18 protein-coding genes are annotated in these 18,705 nt (G+C 33.5%); 6 read left to right on the top strand and 12 right to left on the bottom strand.

What is annotated here, in order from left to right:
* Window positions 1-53: 53 nt before the first annotated feature.
* The 4 genes from ABD940_RS11390 to ABD940_RS11405 form a co-directional block, all read right to left on the bottom strand.
* Window positions 54-401, bottom strand: coding sequence for a DUF1801 domain-containing protein (locus ABD940_RS11390; RefSeq protein ID WP_345203762.1), 348 nt, complete (start codon window positions 399-401; stop codon window positions 54-56).
* Window positions 402-426: 25 nt separating this feature from the next.
* Complete coding sequence (locus ABD940_RS11395; RefSeq protein ID WP_345203765.1) at window positions 427-2,265, bottom strand: ABC transporter ATP-binding protein; 1,839 nt, start codon at window positions 2,263-2,265, stop codon at window positions 427-429.
* A gap of 168 nt (window positions 2,266-2,433) precedes the next feature.
* Window positions 2,434-3,354 (bottom strand): M28 family peptidase, encoded by a 921-nt coding sequence (locus tag ABD940_RS11400; RefSeq protein WP_345203767.1) that lies wholly within the window; start codon window positions 3,352-3,354, stop codon window positions 2,434-2,436.
* 240 nt (window positions 3,355-3,594) lie between these two features.
* Window positions 3,595-3,984: a DUF4293 family protein gene (locus tag ABD940_RS11405; RefSeq protein ID WP_345203769.1), complete on the bottom strand. Its 390-nt coding sequence runs from the start codon at window positions 3,982-3,984 to the stop codon at window positions 3,595-3,597.
* A 146-nt stretch (window positions 3,985-4,130) separates the two neighbouring features.
* On the opposite strand from ABD940_RS11405, the gene rho reads away from it, so the two are divergent.
* Together rho and ABD940_RS11415 are read left to right on the top strand one after the other, a co-directional pair.
* Window positions 4,131-6,032 carry a transcription termination factor Rho gene (gene rho, locus ABD940_RS11410; RefSeq protein ID WP_345203772.1) on the top strand — a complete coding sequence of 634 codons (1,902 nt, stop codon included), beginning with the start codon at window positions 4,131-4,133 and terminating at the stop codon, window positions 6,030-6,032.
* Window positions 6,033-6,296: 264 nt separating this feature from the next.
* Window positions 6,297-6,893 carry a superoxide dismutase gene (locus tag ABD940_RS11415; RefSeq protein ID WP_345203774.1) on the top strand — a complete coding sequence of 199 codons (597 nt, stop codon included), beginning with the start codon at window positions 6,297-6,299 and terminating at the stop codon, window positions 6,891-6,893.
* 49 nt (window positions 6,894-6,942) lie between these two features.
* On the opposite strand, the gene ABD940_RS11420 is transcribed toward ABD940_RS11415, so the two are convergent.
* Window positions 6,943-7,365 carry a DUF6146 family protein gene (locus ABD940_RS11420; RefSeq protein WP_345203777.1) on the bottom strand — a complete coding sequence of 141 codons (423 nt, stop codon included), beginning with the start codon at window positions 7,363-7,365 and terminating at the stop codon, window positions 6,943-6,945.
* Between the two features lie 47 nt (window positions 7,366-7,412).
* Window positions 7,413-8,603 (bottom strand): endonuclease/exonuclease/phosphatase family protein, encoded by a 1,191-nt coding sequence (locus tag ABD940_RS11425; protein WP_345203779.1) that lies wholly within the window; start codon window positions 8,601-8,603, stop codon window positions 7,413-7,415.
* 250 nt (window positions 8,604-8,853) lie between these two features.
* Here ABD940_RS11425 and ABD940_RS11430 point away from each other — a divergent pair, with 250 nt between their 5' ends.
* Together ABD940_RS11430 and ABD940_RS11435 are read left to right on the top strand one after the other, a co-directional pair.
* Window positions 8,854-11,748: a carboxypeptidase regulatory-like domain-containing protein gene (locus tag ABD940_RS11430; protein WP_345203781.1), complete on the top strand. Its 2,895-nt coding sequence runs from the start codon at window positions 8,854-8,856 to the stop codon at window positions 11,746-11,748.
* A gap of 29 nt (window positions 11,749-11,777) precedes the next feature.
* On the top strand, window positions 11,778-13,124 hold the full coding sequence (locus tag ABD940_RS11435) for a M949_1556 family lipoprotein (RefSeq protein WP_345203783.1): 1,347 nt from the start codon (window positions 11,778-11,780) through the stop codon (window positions 13,122-13,124).
* Window positions 13,125-13,212: 88 nt separating this feature from the next.
* On the opposite strand, the gene ABD940_RS11440 is transcribed toward ABD940_RS11435, so the two are convergent.
* The 6 genes from ABD940_RS11440 to ABD940_RS11465 form a co-directional block, all read right to left on the bottom strand.
* The gene (locus ABD940_RS11440; RefSeq protein WP_345203786.1) at window positions 13,213-13,758 is read right to left on the bottom strand and encodes a hypothetical protein; all 546 of its coding nucleotides are present in this window, start codon (window positions 13,756-13,758) and stop codon (window positions 13,213-13,215) included.
* A 78-nt stretch (window positions 13,759-13,836) separates the two neighbouring features.
* Window positions 13,837-14,307 (bottom strand): DUF6702 family protein, encoded by a 471-nt coding sequence (locus tag ABD940_RS11445; protein ID WP_345203788.1) that lies wholly within the window; start codon window positions 14,305-14,307, stop codon window positions 13,837-13,839.
* 58 nt (window positions 14,308-14,365) lie between these two features.
* The gene (locus ABD940_RS11450; RefSeq protein WP_345203791.1) at window positions 14,366-15,115 is read right to left on the bottom strand and encodes an LOG family protein; all 750 of its coding nucleotides are present in this window, start codon (window positions 15,113-15,115) and stop codon (window positions 14,366-14,368) included.
* An 8-nt stretch (window positions 15,116-15,123) separates the two neighbouring features.
* Complete coding sequence (locus ABD940_RS11455; protein ID WP_345203793.1) at window positions 15,124-15,837, bottom strand: nucleotidyltransferase family protein; 714 nt, start codon at window positions 15,835-15,837, stop codon at window positions 15,124-15,126.
* A gap of 82 nt (window positions 15,838-15,919) precedes the next feature.
* On the bottom strand, window positions 15,920-16,327 hold the full coding sequence (locus ABD940_RS11460) for a RapZ C-terminal domain-containing protein (protein ID WP_345203796.1): 408 nt from the start codon (window positions 16,325-16,327) through the stop codon (window positions 15,920-15,922).
* A gap of 196 nt (window positions 16,328-16,523) precedes the next feature.
* Window positions 16,524-17,543, bottom strand: a complete 1,020-nt coding sequence (locus tag ABD940_RS11465) for an aminoglycoside phosphotransferase family protein (protein ID WP_345203798.1) — start codon at window positions 17,541-17,543, stop codon at window positions 16,524-16,526.
* 48 nt (window positions 17,544-17,591) lie between these two features.
* Here ABD940_RS11465 and xrtF point away from each other — a divergent pair, with 48 nt between their 5' ends.
* Window positions 17,592-18,122, top strand: coding sequence for an exosortase family protein XrtF (gene xrtF / locus ABD940_RS11470; protein ID WP_345203801.1), 531 nt, complete (start codon window positions 17,592-17,594; stop codon window positions 18,120-18,122).
* Complete coding sequence (locus tag ABD940_RS11475; protein WP_345203804.1) at window positions 18,109-18,543, top strand: exosortase F system-associated membrane protein; 435 nt, start codon at window positions 18,109-18,111, stop codon at window positions 18,541-18,543. The genes xrtF and ABD940_RS11475 overlap by 14 nt, the downstream gene beginning before the upstream one ends.
* The last annotated feature ends 162 nt before the right edge of the window (window positions 18,544-18,705 follow it).

The following is an 18,705-nucleotide window of genomic DNA, read 5'->3' on the forward strand; positions in this document are numbered from 1 at the left end:
AATAATTCGTTTTATGGGGGAGCTTCGGCGCGACAAAGTCGCGCCGAAGTCTTTTATTTAATATAAGCTTTAACTTCCTGAATCAACTTCAAAATCAATTCTAAAGGCAAATCCTTTTCCATATCAATCAACAGAATTTTAAACTTCTTTCTGCGTTCCTGAAGCAATTCCAGATGATCGAGTCTATCTCCGTGGTAGAAACTTACATAATGTTGTTTGTATTTTTTACTGAAATAAAAATAACACAGCATTTTCTTTTTATACTTAAAAAATGGCAATCCAAAACTCAATGTCTCGGTAATATTTTCCTTGTCAGATTCCAGAATTTTTTTCCGCAAAAAAAGAAGAGTACTTCTATCAGGCTCTTCAATTCTGTAGAAATACTCTTGTATTGGATTCATTTTAAATTAAAATTTAAAAATACTTTTAATCGAAATTCTGTAGCTCAACAAGTTTGTTATACATTCCTTTTTTGGCAATAAGATCGTGGTGAGTTCCCTGTTCCACAATATCTCCTTTTTCCATAACAACAATCCAGTCAGCTTTTTGAATAGTTGAAAGTCTGTGGGCAATTACCAGAGAAGTTCTGTTTTCCATCATTTTTTCCAAAGCATCCTGAACGAATCTTTCGGATTCCGTATCCAAAGCGGAAGTTGCTTCATCCAAAATCATAATCGGTGGATTTTTCAATACGGCTCTTGCAATAGAAACCCTTTGTTTTTGACCTCCGGAAAGTTTTCCGCCATCATCCCCAATATTTGAATCATAACCATTAGGAAGATTGGTGATAAAGGAGTCTGCATTGGCAATTTTCGCAGCAGCTGTCACTTCTTCTCTCGTAGCATCAGGTTTACCCATCAAAATATTATTGTAAACAGAATCATTGAATAAAACAGATTCCTGAGTTACCATTCCTAAAAGTTTACGGTAATCCTTTAATTTTAAGTGCTTAATATTAGTTCCGTCAATTAAAATATCTCCTTCGGAAACATCATAAAATCTGGCTAAGAGATTGGCAATCGTTGTTTTACCGCTACCACTTTGCCCTACAAGAGCCACTGTTTTCCCTTTTGGAATACTCAGTGAGAAGTTTTTAAGAATCGTATGATCTTTATCGTAATAAAAACCAATATTGTTAAACTCAATTGCGTTATTTAATGTAGAAATTGAAACAGGGTTTGCAACTTCGTCAATTTTCACGTCTGCATCAAGGATTTCTAAAACTCTTTCAAGAGAAGCTTCCCCTTTCTGAACGTTGGAAATAGACTGAGATAAACTTTTAACAGGAGGTAAAATCTGGAAGAAAATACCCAAGAAAACAAGGAAATCTGCAGGTGAAATGCTTTGTTCCACGATAATTTGCTTTCCACCATACCAAGCGATAATTAAAAAGGTAACCGAACCTAAAAATTCGCTCATTGGAGAAGCCAATTCCTTTTTTCTGCCTAATCTTATGGAACTGTTGATCCAATTTTGCATAGACTGCATGAATCTGTTGTCCATTATTTTTTCTGCACTGAAAATCTTAATCACTTTTGTAGACTTCAATGTTTCGTCTACAATCGAGAAGATATTTCCCATTTCGTTTTGAGCTTCATGGGAGTCTTTTTTCAGACTTTTTCCAATCAATGCGATCATAGTTCCCATTACAGGCAATACCAAAAGTGAGAAAAGTGTCATTTCTGTACTCAGGAAGAAAAGTGTTACCAATGTACTGATTAACATAAATGGTGCGTTGATCAATTCAACCAAGCTTCCTAAAATATTTCCTTCTACTTCACCTACGTCATTCGACATACGGGACATCAAATCCCCTTTTCTGCTTTCCGTAAAAAAAGAAACAGGCAAAGAAAGTATTTTTCTGTACATTGCTCCACGAAGGTCTTTGGTAACACCTACACGATAATTGATCAATAAAAATGAGCCTAAATATCTGAAAAGGTTTCTCAGTAAAAACATGAAAGCGGTTATTATGCACAACCAAGCCAATACCTTAAGTGCGCCATGTTCTGTAACTAAACTTTGAACATAATAATTGGCATATTCTTTTGTATAAGAGAAAAAATCTAAGATTTCTCCCGAATAAACCGGAGCAGTTTTGTATTTTTTAGCTTCAATGGTTCCGAAAAGCATTCCCAAAACCGGCAAAATCGTTCCTAAAGAAGCAATCTGAAAAACAGAATACATAAGGTTAAAAAATAAACTTCCGTAGATGTATTTTTGGTGTGGTTTCGCGAACTTTAGTATTTTAATATATTGATTCATTCAATGAAAAATTGGATAGCAAAATTACGTAAAATTAAAAGATTAGACGTTTCTAACTTGGTTTTACTTTAGTAATAAGTTTGAATAAGATCTTATTTGTTACAAAATTCTTTACCTTAAAACAAAAAACCACCAAAAATGGTGGCGCTATTCGTCATTAAAATTTTATTAAAATCTTACTTTATCATTATATTTTGGTGCAAAGTTCTTCGTGGTTAGTTTTTCCAGTGTTTTTCCGAAGTTATTGATAATCTGTGTTAAATTGTCAAAATCAACAACATTAATATCATCGTTTTCGTGGTGATAATGAGTTGCTTTTGTCATATCAACCGTAGAAAAAGAATGTGCGATAATTTTCTTTTTAACGAAATTTACGTTGTCAGATCTGTAAAATAATTGTTCTGAAGCATATGGATCAGGATTTATTTTTAAACCGTTTGCCGCATTTTTATTGAATAATTCATCCAGATCAGAAAATTCATCACCCGTCATGAATAAAGCATTTTTTCCGAACGCAGATTCTGTTGCTACCATTTCAAAATTGAAAAGAGCCGTAAGATTGTTATAAATTTTATCTAAATTCTGATCTTTAGAAATAGCTTTTGAGCCCAACATTCCTTTTTCTTCACCATTAAATGCCATGAAAACCATTGAGAAATCCGGCTTTTTATTTTTAAAATAATCTGCAATTCCTACCAACGTTGTGATTCCGCTTGCGTCATCATCGGCTCCGTTGTAAATATTGTCTTTTGGATTATTACTTGTTCCGATATGATCGAAGTGTCCTGAAAAACCTAAAAATTTATCTGTTTTTCCTTTTTTTAATCCACAAACATTGTAAACGGTTTTTCCTTTATAATCGAATGGAACTAAGTAAGAATTTCCTGTACAGTATTCTAAATCATTTTCTTTGAAAAGTTTTGCAATATAATTTGCGGCATTTTCATTTTCCTGAGTTCCGATTTCACGACCTTTCATTTCATCTGAAGCCAAGGTAGAAATCACAGTCTTGATTCTTTCTTGGGAAACTTCCTGTGCAAAAGAAAATATTGATAAAAGTGAAAAGGTAAGATAGGTTAGTTTTTTCATTTTAGATAAAATTTATGAATAATCTGTCGCAGTTTAAACGGAAATGTTGCATTTTGTAGTATAAATTTTTTCTCCCACAGATTTTGCAGATGTTTATGTGTTATTTTTTTAATTCAGATGAAAATGTTCGCAATCATCTGTGAAAATCCGCGAAATCTGTGGGAGAAAAAAATCAAAAGGAATAAACAAAAAAACAGCTTCCATAAAGAAAGCTGTTATACTCAAAAAATCATTGTAAGGTTATCGAAGTCTGTCTACAGATTTTACGAGCCTTTCATCTTTCTTGATATAAACGTTTGCTATTAACAAACAAATAATCGCAATCAATGAAAAAACCGGCTCAATACCCTTCTCAGGAATCTGAATTCCTCCGGATAATTTTAGTAACCAGTAAATCAATACACCAATCAACAAAGCGTTTATAATGATGCTGATGTTATTCAGCAAAATTTGTCTTTTTCTGTTTTTAAAGCTGAATACACTCAGTAATCCAACCAAAACAAGTACGATACAACCAATATTTATAACAGGAATGCTATCGGAAATGATAACATCCTGTCCTGTAACGAACAGAAACACAGCAGCCAAAACTGCCAAAAAGGTCCATATAGTCTGTATTCTTTGTAACATTGAATATTAAATTCCAGGCAAAAGTACTATAAATTTTGCACAATTCAAAAATAAGTGTAGATTTGCATTATACGAATGCACTTGAAAACAAAAGTCACCCGACTTACTTTTCTTATTCACAATTAATTACATTTTTTACATTAAATATGTTTAACATTGAAACGTTAAGGTCAAAATCCGTAACGGAGTTGACTAAAATCTTAAAAGATTTGAGCGTTAAAGTTGCAAGAAACAGCACCGAAAATGACAAAATCTTTGCAATTCTTGACTTTCAGGCTTCAAATCCCAAAGTGGCAAAAGATTATTTCAACACCACCGAAGCAAGCACAAATACTGAGGAAACACCTACAGAAAAACCTGCGAAGGCTCCTGTTAAAAAAGCTGCACCGAAAAAACCTGCAGCCAAGCCCAAAGCAGAAGTAAAGACTCCGGCAGAAACACAGCCAAAAACTGAAGAGAAACCAGAAGCAAAAGTTGAAGAAACTGTTTCTGAAGCACCGAAGCCAGAAGAGCCAAAAGCTGAATCAGCGGCAGTAACAGAAGAGAAAACGCAGACAACACAAGCGCAAGCTAAGCAGAAAAGGAAGCGAGTTTTACCTACCAATACAGGAAATACAGAAAATCCTCAGGAAAAAACAGAAGCTCCAAAAAATACAGAATCTCAGGAATCTGCTCCAGCAGAAGAAAAGCCGAATCACCCTCAACATCAGGCTAGACCACAAAAAGGTCAACACAATAATAATAATAATAATAATAATAATAATAATAATAATAATAATTCGCACAACAGCGGAAACCAGCATAGAAATCAAAATCAAAATTCGAATCAGAACCAAAATCCTAATGCTAACCCTAACCAGAATAGACAGCAACAGCAGCATTCTGAAAGACAGGAGGAACAACAGCATCATGAACCTAAAAAAGAGTTCAGTTTCGATGGAATGGTGAGTATTGAAGGGGTTTTAGAGATTTTACCGGATAACTATGGTTTTTTACGTTCGTCGGATTTCAGTTATATTTCTTCACCGGATGATGTTTACGTTTCGACAGCTCAAATCAGAAATTACAGTTTAAAGACCGGAGATACGGTAAGAGGAATTGTAAGACTTCCGAAAGAAGGTGAAAAATATTTTTCTTTATTAAGACCAACAGAAGTTAATGGACGTGATTTAGCTTTTATTAAAGATCGTGTTGCTTTTGAATATCTTACACCACTTTTCCCTGAGGAGAAATTTAACTTGGCAGGAAATAATTCTACAATGTCTACAAGAATTGTTGATTTGATCGCGCCAATCGGAAAAGGACAAAGAGCAATGATTGTTGCCCAGCCAAAAACTGGTAAAACAATGTTGCTGAAAGATATTGCTAATTCTATCGCAGCCAATCACCCTGAAGTTTATATGATGGTACTTCTAATTGACGAACGTCCGGAAGAGGTTACCGATATGGAAAGAAGTGTAAATGCAGAAGTTATTGCATCTACATTTGATGAAGCGGCAGATAAACATGTGAAAGTTGCCAACCTTGTTTTAGCAAAAGCTCAAAGAATGGTGGAATGCGGACATGATGTTGTGATTTTATTAGACTCAATTACAAGATTAGCAAGAGCTTACAATACAGTGACTCCTGCATCTGGAAAAGTTTTATCAGGAGGTGTTGATGCGAATGCTCTTCACAAACCGAAAAGATTCTTCGGAGCTGCAAGAAAAATTGAAGGTGGTGGTTCATTAACAATCATTGCAACAGCTCTTATTGATACAGGTTCTAAAATGGATGAAGTTATTTTTGAGGAATTCAAAGGAACTGGTAACATGGAACTTCAATTGGATAGAAAAATTGCTAACAGAAGAATTTATCCTGCAATTGATTTGGTAGGATCAAGCACTCGTAGAGATGATCTTCTTTTGGATGAGGTTACTTCTCAGAGAATGTGGATTTTACGAAAATATCTTGCTGAGATGAATCCTATAGAAGCAATGGAATTTGTAAGTAAAAACATCAAAGGAACTCGTAATAACGAAGAATTCCTGATGTCTATGAATAAATAATTAATTTAATTTTGTTAAATGGAAAGCACGAATCTTTAGGTTCGTGCTTTTTTATTGCTGAAAGTTGAAGTTTTAATGATAATAGTGTTTTGAATGAATTGCTCTTCATAATATTAATTTTAAAGCCTCTAATTTTGCTTTTTAAAAATTAAACTTATTCTAAATCAATATATCAATGTTAAAGATTTATTAAAGTAATCCTCATTTTTTGAAGATAGGTTAAATTATGGCTAAATTTGAGTAATAACATTAAAAATAAAACTTATGTCATTTGAATTACCACAACTAGGATATGCTTACGATGCTTTAGAGCCTACTATTGATGCGAAAACTATGGAAATCCACCATACAAAGCACCACCAAGCATATATCGACAATTTAAATAATGCAATTAAAGGAACTGATCTGGAAGGAAAAACTATAGAAGAGATTTGCCAAACAGGAACTGATAAACCTGCAGTAAGAAATAATGGAGGAGGTCACTTCAATCACTCTCTATTTTGGGAAATTTTAACTCCTGGCGGAAGCAATGAACCTGTAGGAAATGTAAAAGCTGCTATCGAAGCTTACGGAGGTCTTGAAAAATTCAAAACAGATTTTTCTGATGCTGCTAAAACAAGATTCGGTTCTGGATGGGCTTGGTTGGTGAAAAATGCTGATGGTTCTGTTTCTGTATCCTCAACTCCAAATCAAGATAACCCTTTAATGCCTGTTGCAGACGTAAAAGGAACTCCGGTTTTAGGACTTGACGTTTGGGAGCACGCTTATTATTTAAACTACCAAAACAGAAGACCTGACTATGTTGCAGCATTTTTCTCTGTTGTAAACTGGGATAAAGTAGAAGAATTATTCAATAAATAATTTTAAAACTATTATAAAAGAAAAGGTTCAGAGTTATTCTGAACCTTTTTTAATATCTTGTAGTGTCACTTCCGGAAAGTCCGTTCATTTTTAATCCATACTTCCAGTTAACATACGCAAAAACCTGATACAATTTGTATTCAAATTTCAATCCGTAATTTTCTTTTGGATCATAATCAATCGAAGATTCTATTACATTTCGGTATCTTCCTGAAGAATAATATGAATTCCATTCGCTTACTAAAAGTGTATTTCTATTTTTTAAATAAGATTCGGAATACTGACTGATCGGTTTTGCAACTGCATTCAAAAAATAATCAAATTGAGTATCAATTACGGTAAGATCCCATTCTCCGTCATCGTTTTTTGAAGGTTTCATCTCTGATTTCTCTTTTTCATCTTTCGTATTTGTTTGTGACGAACAATTGAAAGAAAAAAGAATCATGAATAATATTAAAACTAATTTTTTCATGATATTAAGTTACAAAAAAAAGACACTCAATTGAGTGTCTTATATTTTTATGGTTCTTTCTGGAGAACTACAAATGCTGGGAAGTGGTCACTGTAACCACCTGTAAACTGGTCTCCGTTCCACGATCGGAAAGGATAACCTTTGTAATTTCCTTCTTTATTAACTAAATAAGCCGGAGCAAAAATCTCTGCCTTGAATACTGAATAATCTTTTGTCACCTGATCTGTGATTAAGTTTTTAGAAACAATAATCTGATCAAATAAATTCGGAGCATCCTGATAAGCCAATGAAGCTACACCTTTCTTATATAAAGGATACATTAAATTAAGATAAGGATTTGTATCACTTAAATCTTTCGGACTTGGCTGGGCTTTCAGATAATTCTTTAAACTTGAGCTTACAGGATCATCATTAAAGTCACCCATTGCAAAAAGTTTCGTTGAAGGATCTGCAGCTCTTACACTGTCCATTTGTTGTTTCAATAAAGCAGCAGCTGCATTTCTTTTTGGTAAAGAAATCGCTTCACCACCTCTTCTTGAAGGCCAGTGATTCATAAAGAATGCTACTTTTTCGTTATCTAAGAAACCTGTTACCACCAAAATATCTCTTGTGTATTCTCTTTTTCCATCATCACCGAAAACTTTCAATTCTTTCTTTAATGAATTGGTAGGAGTGAATCTTCGTTTCTGATAAATTAATGCAACATCAATTCCTCTGTAATCATAAGAATTGTAATGAATGATTCCATAATCATACTTTTTCAACGCCGGTTCATTTACAAGATCCTGAATAACCTGTCTGTTTTCAACCTCAATTAAACCTACAACTGCAGGAGCAGTTTTCGTGTACTGAGCTCCCATTTCAGAAATTACCTTTGCTTCGTTGGCAAGTTTAGCCTTGTAAACTTTAGTCCCGTAGTTTTTACCGCTTTTTGGCGTAAATTCGTCAGCACCACTTTGATATCTTACTACTTTTTTGCCTATTAAAGCACCATCGCTCCATACTCCGTCGTATTTTTCAGCTTCTAAAAATTTAATAGAATCCAAAGGAATACTTCTGTGGAAAGCCGGATTCTTAATGTCTTTAGTTCCGTCGATATAATCTGCTGAGCGAATGGTGTCCCAAAGGTTTTCTACGTTCAAAAAACCTACTGTGGCAACTTTTCTCAGTTTTCCCTGTTGTTGTGAGAATGCCATGATCGAAAAAATGATGGCAAATAAACTCGAAAATTTCTTCATCTTCTTAGAGTTATCATTAATATTATTTAATCTGCAAATTTACTTTTTTTTAATTCACTTCATTTTAAATATTTGTAAATTTAAAATGTGGTATTTGAGTTATTTTATATAATCATTCTTAAAAGTTTGCAATGTTAAGAAAAAATAACGTTAAAAAAGTTGTAAATTATAAATTTTGACTAAATTTGCGTCCCCAACTTTTAAACTGTTGAGAATTAACAAGAAAAGTATTTAAAAAATAAATATACTCATGATTAAAAAACTATCATTAGTCTCTTTATTTACTTTACTTCCAGCTTCATACTATTTTGCACAGACTACAGTCTCTGCATATCTAAAGGATGCTGACGGAAAGCCTATCGAAAGGGCAGAAGTAGATATGAAAGGGAAAGACAATGATGTAACGGCAGACAAAATTGGATACTTCCAATTTGTAGACTTGATGCCGGGACATTATCAAATTGTGATTACGAAACCGAATTACGAAACAAAAGTAATGGAGTTTGACGTGATGGACAGTGAGAAGAAAAAGGATTTAGGAGTAATCACCCTATATTCTGCACTTACAAACGCGGATCAAGGTTTAGCAATTATTGACAATAGCGGTAGTGATGACGAAGACAGCAGCAGTGGACAGGCTTCCACGGTTGGTCTGTTACAATCTTCTCAGGATGTTTTCAACAGAATCGCTAGTTTTGATCTGGGAGCTTATTGGTTCCGACCAAGAGGTATTGACGGAAGAACTTCCGAAAATATGATGAATGGTGTTTCCATGGTGAAGTCTGACAATGGAAATGTTGATTTTTCTAACTGGGGTGGTCTTAACGAAATTGTAAGATATCCGGAAATCTCTTCCAACCATTCACCTTCTGAATATGCTTTTGGTGGAGCAAGCGGTGTTATTTATAAAAATACTAAAGCAAGCGAATACAGAAAAGGATTTCAAGCAACTTATTCTATTACCAACAGAAATTATCGTCAAAGAGTTTCTTTGAGATATACATCGGGAATGAGCAAAAAAGGTTGGGCATTTACTGTAATGGGAGCAAAAAGATGGGCTGAAGAAGGTATTCAGGAAGGAACTTTCTATGATGCTTATGGTACTTACTTAGGTGTTGAAAAGAAAATCAATGACAATCATACGATTACTTTCAATGCATTTGCATCTCCTTACAGAAGATCTACCGCAAGTCCAAGTACTCAGGAAGTTTATGATTACAGAGGTGTACATTATAATTCTTACTGGGGATGGCAAGATGGAGAAAAAAGAAGTGAGAGAGTAAGAAAAGGTTTTCAGCCGATTTTCCAATTACAGGATTTCCTGAAAATCAATAAAAAATCTAATTTATGGACTACTGTTTCTTACCAATTCGGAAAGGATAAAGGTTCGAGATTAGATTGGCAGAATGCACAGAATCCTTCTCCTACTTATTATAAAAAATTACCTAGTTATTATTTAAACAGTATTATTTATAGCCAATATCATAATAACACACCTGCTGCTAATTATGACATGTTAATGCAAGGATATCAAGCGGCTAATGAAAACTGGGCAAATAATAATACAGATGTTACTCAGATCAACTGGAATGCATTATATAACGCAAACCGTGCAACAGATGTTGTTGATCAGGCTGAAATGTCTACAAGATTTGGTCTTACAGGTAAAAGAGCTAAATATTTCCTTGTAAATGATGTTAGCGATGATAAGATCTTCAATGCAGCAACGCATTATACTTATAACTTTAACGATAAGACAAGATTCTTATTAAATGTTTCTTATCAGAATTTCAAATCAGAATATTACAGAGAAGTTAATGATTTATTAGGTGCAGATTATGCATTAAATGTTGACCCTTATGCTGATTCTAACAAAGCAGGATCTTCAGGTTTGTATAACATGAATGATTCTCAGTTAGCAAAACACGTTGGAGATAAGATCAATTATGATTATATCCTTAGAAGACAGGAAGTAAAAGTAAATCCGGGACTTAAATTATCTACAGGACAATTTGATATTTTCGTAAGTGGTTTATTCGGATATTCTACGTCTAACAGAGAAGGTTTATTCAAAAATTATTTGTACCAAAACAGTTCTTTTGGGGAGAGTAAAGACTATAATTATTTGAATTATGGTTTGAAAGGGCAGGTTATCTATAGACTTAACGGTAGGAATTTCTTCATTTATAATGGAGCATATTTCTCTCAGGCGCCTTTCTTAGAAGATATCTTTATCAATCCTAGAGGTAATAATTATGCAGTTCCGAATATCAAGAATGCAGTTGTAAGTGCAAACGACCTTAGTTATGTAATGTCTACTCCATTCTTAAAAGTAAGAGCAACAGCATATATTGTGAATACACAGAATGATACAAATGTTCAGAGATTCTTCGCAGATGGATTAACACTTAGTGTTGATAATTCTGACACTGGAGGTACTGAAGATAAAACGGCAAGTGCATTTGTTACTCAGACAATGTCAAACGTTAGCAAAAGAAACATGGGAGCTGAATTGGGGGTAGATGTTAAAATCTTACCAACGCTTTCATTACAGGGTGTTGCGAGCTGGGGAGAATATAAATATACAAACAACCCGAATGTATATATTTCTTCAGACGTAATGGCTGCTCCTTATGCTAATTTAGGTACAGCTTATATCAAAGATTTTAAAGTTGGAGGAACTGCTCAGAAAGCTTTCTCTGCAGGATTCAGATACAACTCACCAAAATACTGGTGGTTTGGAGCAAGCTGGAACTATCTTGATGATAACAACCTAGATCCTTCTGCAATTCTTAGAACGGATGATTTTATCCAAAATAATAACAGCAGTACACCTTTCGTAAATCTTGATGATCCGAAAGTTGAGCGTTACATGCAACAGGTAAAACTTCCTTCATCATTCTTTGTAAATGCAAACGTTGGAAAATCTTGGATCATTGGTAAATATTATGTATTGATTTCAGGATCGGTAAATAATATACTTGATAACAGAAGATATATTACAGGAGGCTTTGAACAGATTAGAAGTGCCAATGGTAATGTAGATTTTGAAAATGACTACAATAGCAGATATCCTAACTTTGCACCAAAATACTGGTACACTCAAGGACGTTCTTATTTTGTAAACCTACAAGTTAGATTCTAATAAAAAATAACCCATAGAAATAAAAAAAAATGAATATAAAGAATTTCTTAAAAATTAGTTTGGGTGTAGCTGTATTAGGTGCTACCCAGCTTTCGTGTATCCACGATGATAAATGGGATGCACCGGAGATTGTATGTAATAATAAATTTAGTGCTCCTACAATGACAATGGCACAGTTTGTAGCATTGTCTCCTGCTACGGGAGTATATACAGTGCCTGCACAGGATGCTACAAACCCGGAGGTTATTTTCGACGGATATGTTGTTTCTTCTGATGCTAACGGAAACTTCTACAAAACAATTTCTTTTCAGGATAAGCCTGAAAACCCAACTGTAGGATTGGTAGTAGGTATCAATAAGTCTTTGAACTATGCTGATTTCCCTGTGGGAGCTCACATCAGAATCAGAGCAAACGGAATGGTTATCGGTAAATCTGCAGGAGTTATCACTTTAGGTGTTAAAGATCCGGATTTTGCAATTGGTAGAATTCCTGAATCTATTATCAGCAGATATATTGCAGGTGTTTGTAACGGAACTGGATTGGATATTGCAAACATGGTTCCTCAGGAATTAGGTCTTGCTGATATCAAGAATGATAAATATATCAATACATTGGTAAAAGTTAAAAATGTACAGTTTGTTGATGCAGAAGTTGGATTGAATCTAATGAATGTAGACGCTTCTGGTGCTGCAGTTGATACAGACAGACATATTGTTGATGTTTATGGAACACAGGCAACGATCAGAACTGATGGATTCTTTAAGCCAACATATGCAATTCCAAATACAAGTGGAGACATAACATTTGTAGCAAGTAAGTATAATAGTGCATACCAAAATGTAATCAGAGGAATTAGTGATATTAACTTTAAAAATCCTAGATTAACAGCTGCTACATTGGTATTAAATGAGCCATTTACGAACTTAACAGCAAACGGTTGGACTGCTTATAACGTTGCCGGAACACAGGTTTGGGGAACGACTACATTTGGTAATCCTGCTCCTTCAGCTTACATCAGTGGTTTAGGTGCTGTGAATGAAGACTGGTTGATTTCAAAATCACTTTCTTTATCCGGAGCTACTGCTGCAAAACTTTATTTTGAAAGTGATGTAAGATTTGCTGGAAATCCATTGCAAGTGCTGATTACAACTGATACATATTCAGGTGGAAATCCTAATACTTTGAACTGGACACCTTTAAATGCCTTTGTAGATACAGATATTGCTGCATTCGGAGGATTTGTAGGTTCAGGATTAGTAGATCTTGCTCCTTATCTTAACCAAAATATAAGAATTGCGTTTAAGTATACAAACCCATCAACTACTGTTGCAAGTGCTGTAGAGATTGATAACGTAAAAGTTTTCAAAACTCCGTAAAGTTCTTATTTAAATAAAATAAAAAAGACTGTCTTTTATTAGACAGTCTTTTTTTCTATGTATATGTTTCACTTTGCATCAGATTTTTTTATTCATTAATACATCTAGATGTCATTCCCATAGGATCTACAGTATGACTGAGATGGTAATCTTGATAATTAGCAATTCTATTTAAAATATTCTTATCAGTAATATTTGTATTTGCTTTTACAAAATTTAAGACCTCTTCAATATCATTAATTTTTTTAGAACAGTTTAAACCTTCAAAAAAATGAAACTTTCCTTTCGATAAAATTAAAATGATAGAAACTTTATAAGTTGATCTCAAAGCCGCAATATGATATATATGGTCATCAGTAAATTCAATGCAATTACCTTCCTTATCAGGAGTTTTATTTGAAGTATCAACAAGATCGTATATGAAAAAATTATAAAAATTTTCCTTAGTCACAGAAAACTTTCTAGGCATTTCTATTTGATAAAATTCATTCAATTTATTTAATCTTTTATTAATACTATCAAGTATTTGCAGGCGATTATATTTTGTATCAGAATTTACATTACATTTTCTGTTATCTTGACTAAAGCAAAATATATTTGACAAGAACATTATCACAAAAAGTATGTATTTCATATGAAGGTTTTATTTTTAATGTTTAATATAAAAAAACCACCGCGATTTGCAGTGGTTTTATAACTAAATAATTTTTTTCTAAAAGTCAACTTCATTCACTTCTTTTCCGCGTTGGAAATTCATTACTTTTTGATTTCCTTTATAAGCAACAGTAACGATGTTAAATTGCTTTGGAAAAGCGCTCAGAAGTATTGTATTCTTAATTTTTAAGGTGTTGATGTCCGATACTCCTCCGGTTTCAAAATACACCCATACAGTTTCTCCGCTTACCTGACTTCCCGTGAATGTTATTGTTTTCGGTGAGCCATTGACATACACATCAAAATTATTATTTACATATTTTTTTACTTCTGCCTCAAATCCAGCCGTGTTAGGGTTGATTTTTATGGCGTCCGAAATATGGTTCGTATTCATTTTTGTGGTGAACTTCAATGTTTTACTTCCATCGATATAATCCACTTTTGTCATTGAAGAGAAAAAGTCTACATACGTGAAACTCATTAACATAAAAAATGTTAAAATTCCTGTTATATATAAAAGTTTTTTCATCTTAATTAATAGATTTACAATCATGCTTGTCTGGTTTAAGTCACAAATAATATGCCAATTAAAAGTTAACGTTCACAGAATATTTATCATAAAATGCTTTAATGTGTGCCACTGCTTCGTCAGCTGTGTCTACCACACGATAAAGATCAAGATCTTCCTCATGAATCATTTTTTCTTTAAGTAAAGTTTCTTTGAACCAATCCAATAATCCGCTCCAAAATTCCGAACCTACCAAAACAATCGGGAATTTTCCAATTTTATTGGTTTGAATTAAAGTTAAAGCTTCTGTCAGTTCATCCAGCGTTCCGAAACCTCCCGGCATAACGACGAACCCCTGCGAATATTTCACAAACATTACCTTTCTCACGAAAAAGTAATCAAAATTCATGGAATATGACTTATTGATGTATGGATTAAAATGCTGTTCAAAAGGAAGATCGATATTTAAGCCGATCGATTTTCCCTGTGCATTGAAAGCTCCTTTATTTCCTGCCTCCATAATTCCGGGACCACCACCTGTGATGATTCCGAAACCGATCTTTGTAATTTTCTCAGCAATTTCTACAGCCATTTTGTAGTATTTGCTTTGAGGTTTTAGCCTTGCAGACCCGAAAATAGAAACACACGGACCAATTTTAGCCAGTTTTTCATAGCCGTCTACAAATTCTGCCATCACTTTGAAAACCATCCAGCTGTCCTTGGTAATGGTTTCGTCCCAGGCTTTTTGTCTCAAGCTGTTATGTAGTTTTGTTTCATTAACATCAAGTTCAGGATTTACCAAACTTTCGTCTCTTCCATCAATTTCCATTGCAAAAATTATTTAAAATGTTTTTCGGCTTCTATTACAGATTCTGGTCTTCCGACATCTATGAGAATACTGTCATGTACAAAACCGTGAATTTTTTCAGTCTGCATCAAGTCAAGATATTCTTCCATAACAGAGAATTTGCCCGTTCTTTTAATTTTATCAAAGATAACAGGATTGATACAGTGAACGCCGCTAAAAGCTAATGCTTTGAATCCTTTATTGAATTCCGCAAGTCTCTGTTCCCCGGTCTGTACATTAAGCCAGCCTCTTAAAACCAAATCATCATTGAAAAGTAACTTCCTCGAGCTCTCTCTGTCCGAAACAGCTAATGTAGCAAAATCTTTTATCTTTTTGTGGTATTCCACAAAGTCTGTGATGTTTATGTTCGTTAAGATATCGGCGTTCATGATCAGAAAATCTTCCCCATGATCAAGAAATCTTTTAGCAAAAATCAAGCCGCCTCCGGTTTCCAGAAGTTCTTCCGATTCGTCGGAGATTTCTATTTTACAGCCAAAATTGTCATTTTGCTTTAAAAAATCAACTATTTGATTTCCAAAGTGGTGAATATTTATGACAAAATCGTTTATTCCGAAATTTTTTAAATATTTAATATTTCTTTCCAAAAGCGGAACATCATTCACTTTTGCCAATGCTTTCGGATGATGATCTGTAAAAGGTTTCAACCTTGTTCCTTTTCCTGCAGCGAAAATTAAAGCCTTCATTATTTATAATTGATAAGTGATGAATGATGATTGATAAATATAAACAGTTTTAAATAATCATTTATAAATTATCGATTATCATTTATGAATTAAGTTGGTGTTGTTCGTCGTGGTGAAGGCTGATTTCAACTTTATCACCATATTTTTCCTCAATAAAATGTGCAATTTTAATTGCAGAATAAACCGATCTGTGTTGTCCTCCAGTACATCCGAAATTGATCTGAAGGTTTTCAAAACCTCTTTCCAGATAGTTATCAATATTAATTGAAACTAAGCTTTTGATTAATTCTAAAAACTTTGGCATTTCAGTTTTTGTTTCTAAATATTCCTGAACGCCGATGTCATTTCCAGTCTGGATTTTATATTCTTCCACTCTTCCCGGATTCAGAATTCCACGGCAGTCGAAGGTAAATCCTCCTCCGTTTCCTGTGTCATCTTTCGGAATTCCTCCTTTTTTGTACGAAAAACTGTGTATGTCGATGTGTAGCATTTTCTTGTTTTATTTTCTAATTATAATTTTTTCAATCCCTTTTTGTCATTCCGTAGGAATCTAAGTTCTGTTTTTGAAAGATCCTTCGACTGCTTCGCGCTCAGGATGACATTTCGCTAATACTAAACTTTTTCTTTATTACTATATTCAAATAAAGTGTAATTCAATCAGTGTCAGTCTGAGCTTGTCGAAGACTTTAGCTATTTAAAATCTCTTCAATTTTCAATTTCGTTTTCTCCAAACTCAATTGTGCGATTACTTTTTCCAGCTCAGGATAATCTTTCATATTTTCCCAGGTCTGTGCAAATTCTGTAATGTTTTCAATTCCTTTTTCTATGCTTGCAATAAAATGTTGCTTTCTCTGAATCAGCCCTCTGAATCCGTAAGCTCCCAAAACCTGTAAAAATCTCATCAGTTGAATCGGTTTCACCGAAGCTTTTAGTTGATTTTTAATTTCCTGATCTTCAAATTGATTACTATAAAAATCAAGCATTTCATTTTTAAGATCTTCAGGAAAATTGGCTTTTGCCTGAAACAGAAAAGATATGACATCATACATCAAAGGTCCTTTCATCGCAGACTGATAATCGATAAATGAAACTTCATTTTTTTCGTTCACCATAATGTTTCTTGCCTGAAAATCGCGGATCATTAATCCTTTCGGTTCAAGATTTTCGATGAGGTTGACGATTTTTTTGAATTCCTTCAAAAGAGTAGACTTATTATATTCGAGTTCGAGAACATCTGCCACGAAATTTTTGAAATAATATAAATCGTGCGTTACCGGAAGTTCATCATAACTTTCGTATTCAAAAGTTCTGGTGAAATCAATTTTATCTTGCGTTGAAATTTGTAATTGATACAGTTTTTCCAGCGTTTGCTTTACCAAAGATCTTACATTGTCGGATAAACCTTCTTTTGCAATAACTTCAGAAAGAGTGTTTCCTCCCAAAAATTCCTGAATATACATTTTTCTGTCATCGGAAATTTTTAGAATTTTAGGAGTATTAAGGTCTAGATCAGAGAAAATTTCAGAGTAATATAAAAAACTTTCGTTCTCCTGAACATTTTCATTGTACGTAATAATATACTTCTCATTTCCGGTTTTAGCCAAAAAATTTACTCTCGCGGAACCGCTTTGAGCTAAAATAATAAACTCAGAATGTTTTTTACCGGTATAATTTTCAAGAAACCGTTGTGCGTTTTCAGAATTCATAGATGAAACAAATATAGTAATTTACAGTCTAATTTCTATCTTTGTAATATGCTAAAGGATTTTAAACCTGTTTTAGGAATTTTGCTGCGCTTCATCATCATTTATCTGGTGTTGCTTTTTGCGTATCAGTTTTTTCTGAACAGTTTTGAAAAAGAAGGTTTGGATCCATTCTCACGATTGATTGCAGAACAGGTGAGGCACATTCAGAATTCTATCGGTTATCCTACCCAACTTTATAATGATGTAAAAGGAGAACAGGTTTATTTTTATGTTAAAAATGAATATCCGACCAGAATGGTGGAAGGCTGTAATGCGGTTTCTGTAATGATTCTTTTCGTCGCTTTTGTTTTTGCTTTTTATAAAGGGAAAAAGACATTTGTTTTTGTATTGATAGGTCTTGTCTTACTTTATATTATGAATGTATTGAGAATTGTAGGACTGAATCTTGTCGTTCTGGATTACAAAGAATACAGTAAAATGACTCACGATTATATTTTTCCAGCCGTAATCTATGGAACTGTAGTGATTCTTTGGCTGATCTGGATTAAATTTTTTGCTTTAAAACATGAAAATTCTTAATTTGTATTTGATTATCATCGGAGTTTGTGGATTGATGGGTGTGAGAGTGCTCGAAGACAAACTTTTCTATGATCCTTTCCTTAATTATTTTCATGAGGCTAATAAAAATCTTCCGTTTCCGCCTTTCGAGTGGGGGAAATTAATCTTAGGTTATCTTTTCAGGTTTATTTTGAACTTAATTTTTTCATGTCTGGTTATTCATTTTTGGTTTAAAAATAAAGAATGGACGATTCAGGGTGCGATTTTAATTACCATAATTTTTTTCATCACTTTCCCGATTTATCTGTATTGTATCTATGACAGATTCGAAATTGGCTATCTTTTTTCTTTTTATATGAGGCGTTTTGTAATTCAGCCTTTGATTTTACTTTTGATTATTCCGATGTTTTATTACAGGAAACAAGTCGGCAAGTTAAAATAACATCATTATAACTTCTTCTGATATGCTCTAAATATATTTTTATATGCATAAGGCATGTTTTTAAATGTATTATGCTTATGTGGATATGTTTTTTACATTTATTTCTTAACTTAAAGCATCATTAAATATGCATAGAGAATATGGCTATATGCTTTATGCTTT

It is taken from the genome of Chryseobacterium ginsengisoli, assembly GCF_039542325.1.
Classification (GTDB): Bacteria; Bacteroidota; Bacteroidia; order Flavobacteriales; family Weeksellaceae; genus Chryseobacterium; species Chryseobacterium ginsengisoli.

Coding starts and splice junctions, on each gene's coding strand:
- ABD940_RS11390 (WP_345203762.1), bottom strand. CDS start 401: ATGAATCCAATACAAGAGTATTTCTACAGAATTGAAGAGCCTGATAGA.
- ABD940_RS11395 (WP_345203765.1), bottom strand. CDS start 2,265: ATGAATCAATATATTAAAATACTAAAGTTCGCGAAACCACACCAAAAA.
- ABD940_RS11400 (WP_345203767.1), bottom strand. CDS start 3,354: ATGAAAAAACTAACCTATCTTACCTTTTCACTTTTATCAATATTTTCT.
- ABD940_RS11405 (WP_345203769.1), bottom strand. CDS start 3,984: ATGTTACAAAGAATACAGACTATATGGACCTTTTTGGCAGTTTTGGCT.
- rho (WP_345203772.1), top strand. CDS start 4,131: ATGTTTAACATTGAAACGTTAAGGTCAAAATCCGTAACGGAGTTGACT.
- ABD940_RS11415 (WP_345203774.1), top strand. CDS start 6,297: ATGTCATTTGAATTACCACAACTAGGATATGCTTACGATGCTTTAGAG.
- ABD940_RS11420 (WP_345203777.1), bottom strand. CDS start 7,365: ATGAAAAAATTAGTTTTAATATTATTCATGATTCTTTTTTCTTTCAAT.
- ABD940_RS11425 (WP_345203779.1), bottom strand. CDS start 8,603: ATGAAGAAATTTTCGAGTTTATTTGCCATCATTTTTTCGATCATGGCA.
- ABD940_RS11430 (WP_345203781.1), top strand. CDS start 8,854: ATGATTAAAAAACTATCATTAGTCTCTTTATTTACTTTACTTCCAGCT.
- ABD940_RS11435 (WP_345203783.1), top strand. CDS start 11,778: ATGAATATAAAGAATTTCTTAAAAATTAGTTTGGGTGTAGCTGTATTA.
- ABD940_RS11440 (WP_345203786.1), bottom strand. CDS start 13,758: ATGAAATACATACTTTTTGTGATAATGTTCTTGTCAAATATATTTTGC.
- ABD940_RS11445 (WP_345203788.1), bottom strand. CDS start 14,307: ATGAAAAAACTTTTATATATAACAGGAATTTTAACATTTTTTATGTTA.
- ABD940_RS11450 (WP_345203791.1), bottom strand. CDS start 15,115: ATGGAAATTGATGGAAGAGACGAAAGTTTGGTAAATCCTGAACTTGAT.
- ABD940_RS11455 (WP_345203793.1), bottom strand. CDS start 15,837: ATGAAGGCTTTAATTTTCGCTGCAGGAAAAGGAACAAGGTTGAAACCT.
- ABD940_RS11460 (WP_345203796.1), bottom strand. CDS start 16,327: ATGCTACACATCGACATACACAGTTTTTCGTACAAAAAAGGAGGAATT.
- ABD940_RS11465 (WP_345203798.1), bottom strand. CDS start 17,543: ATGAATTCTGAAAACGCACAACGGTTTCTTGAAAATTATACCGGTAAA.
- xrtF (WP_345203801.1), top strand. CDS start 17,592: ATGCTAAAGGATTTTAAACCTGTTTTAGGAATTTTGCTGCGCTTCATC.
- ABD940_RS11475 (WP_345203804.1), top strand. CDS start 18,109: ATGAAAATTCTTAATTTGTATTTGATTATCATCGGAGTTTGTGGATTG.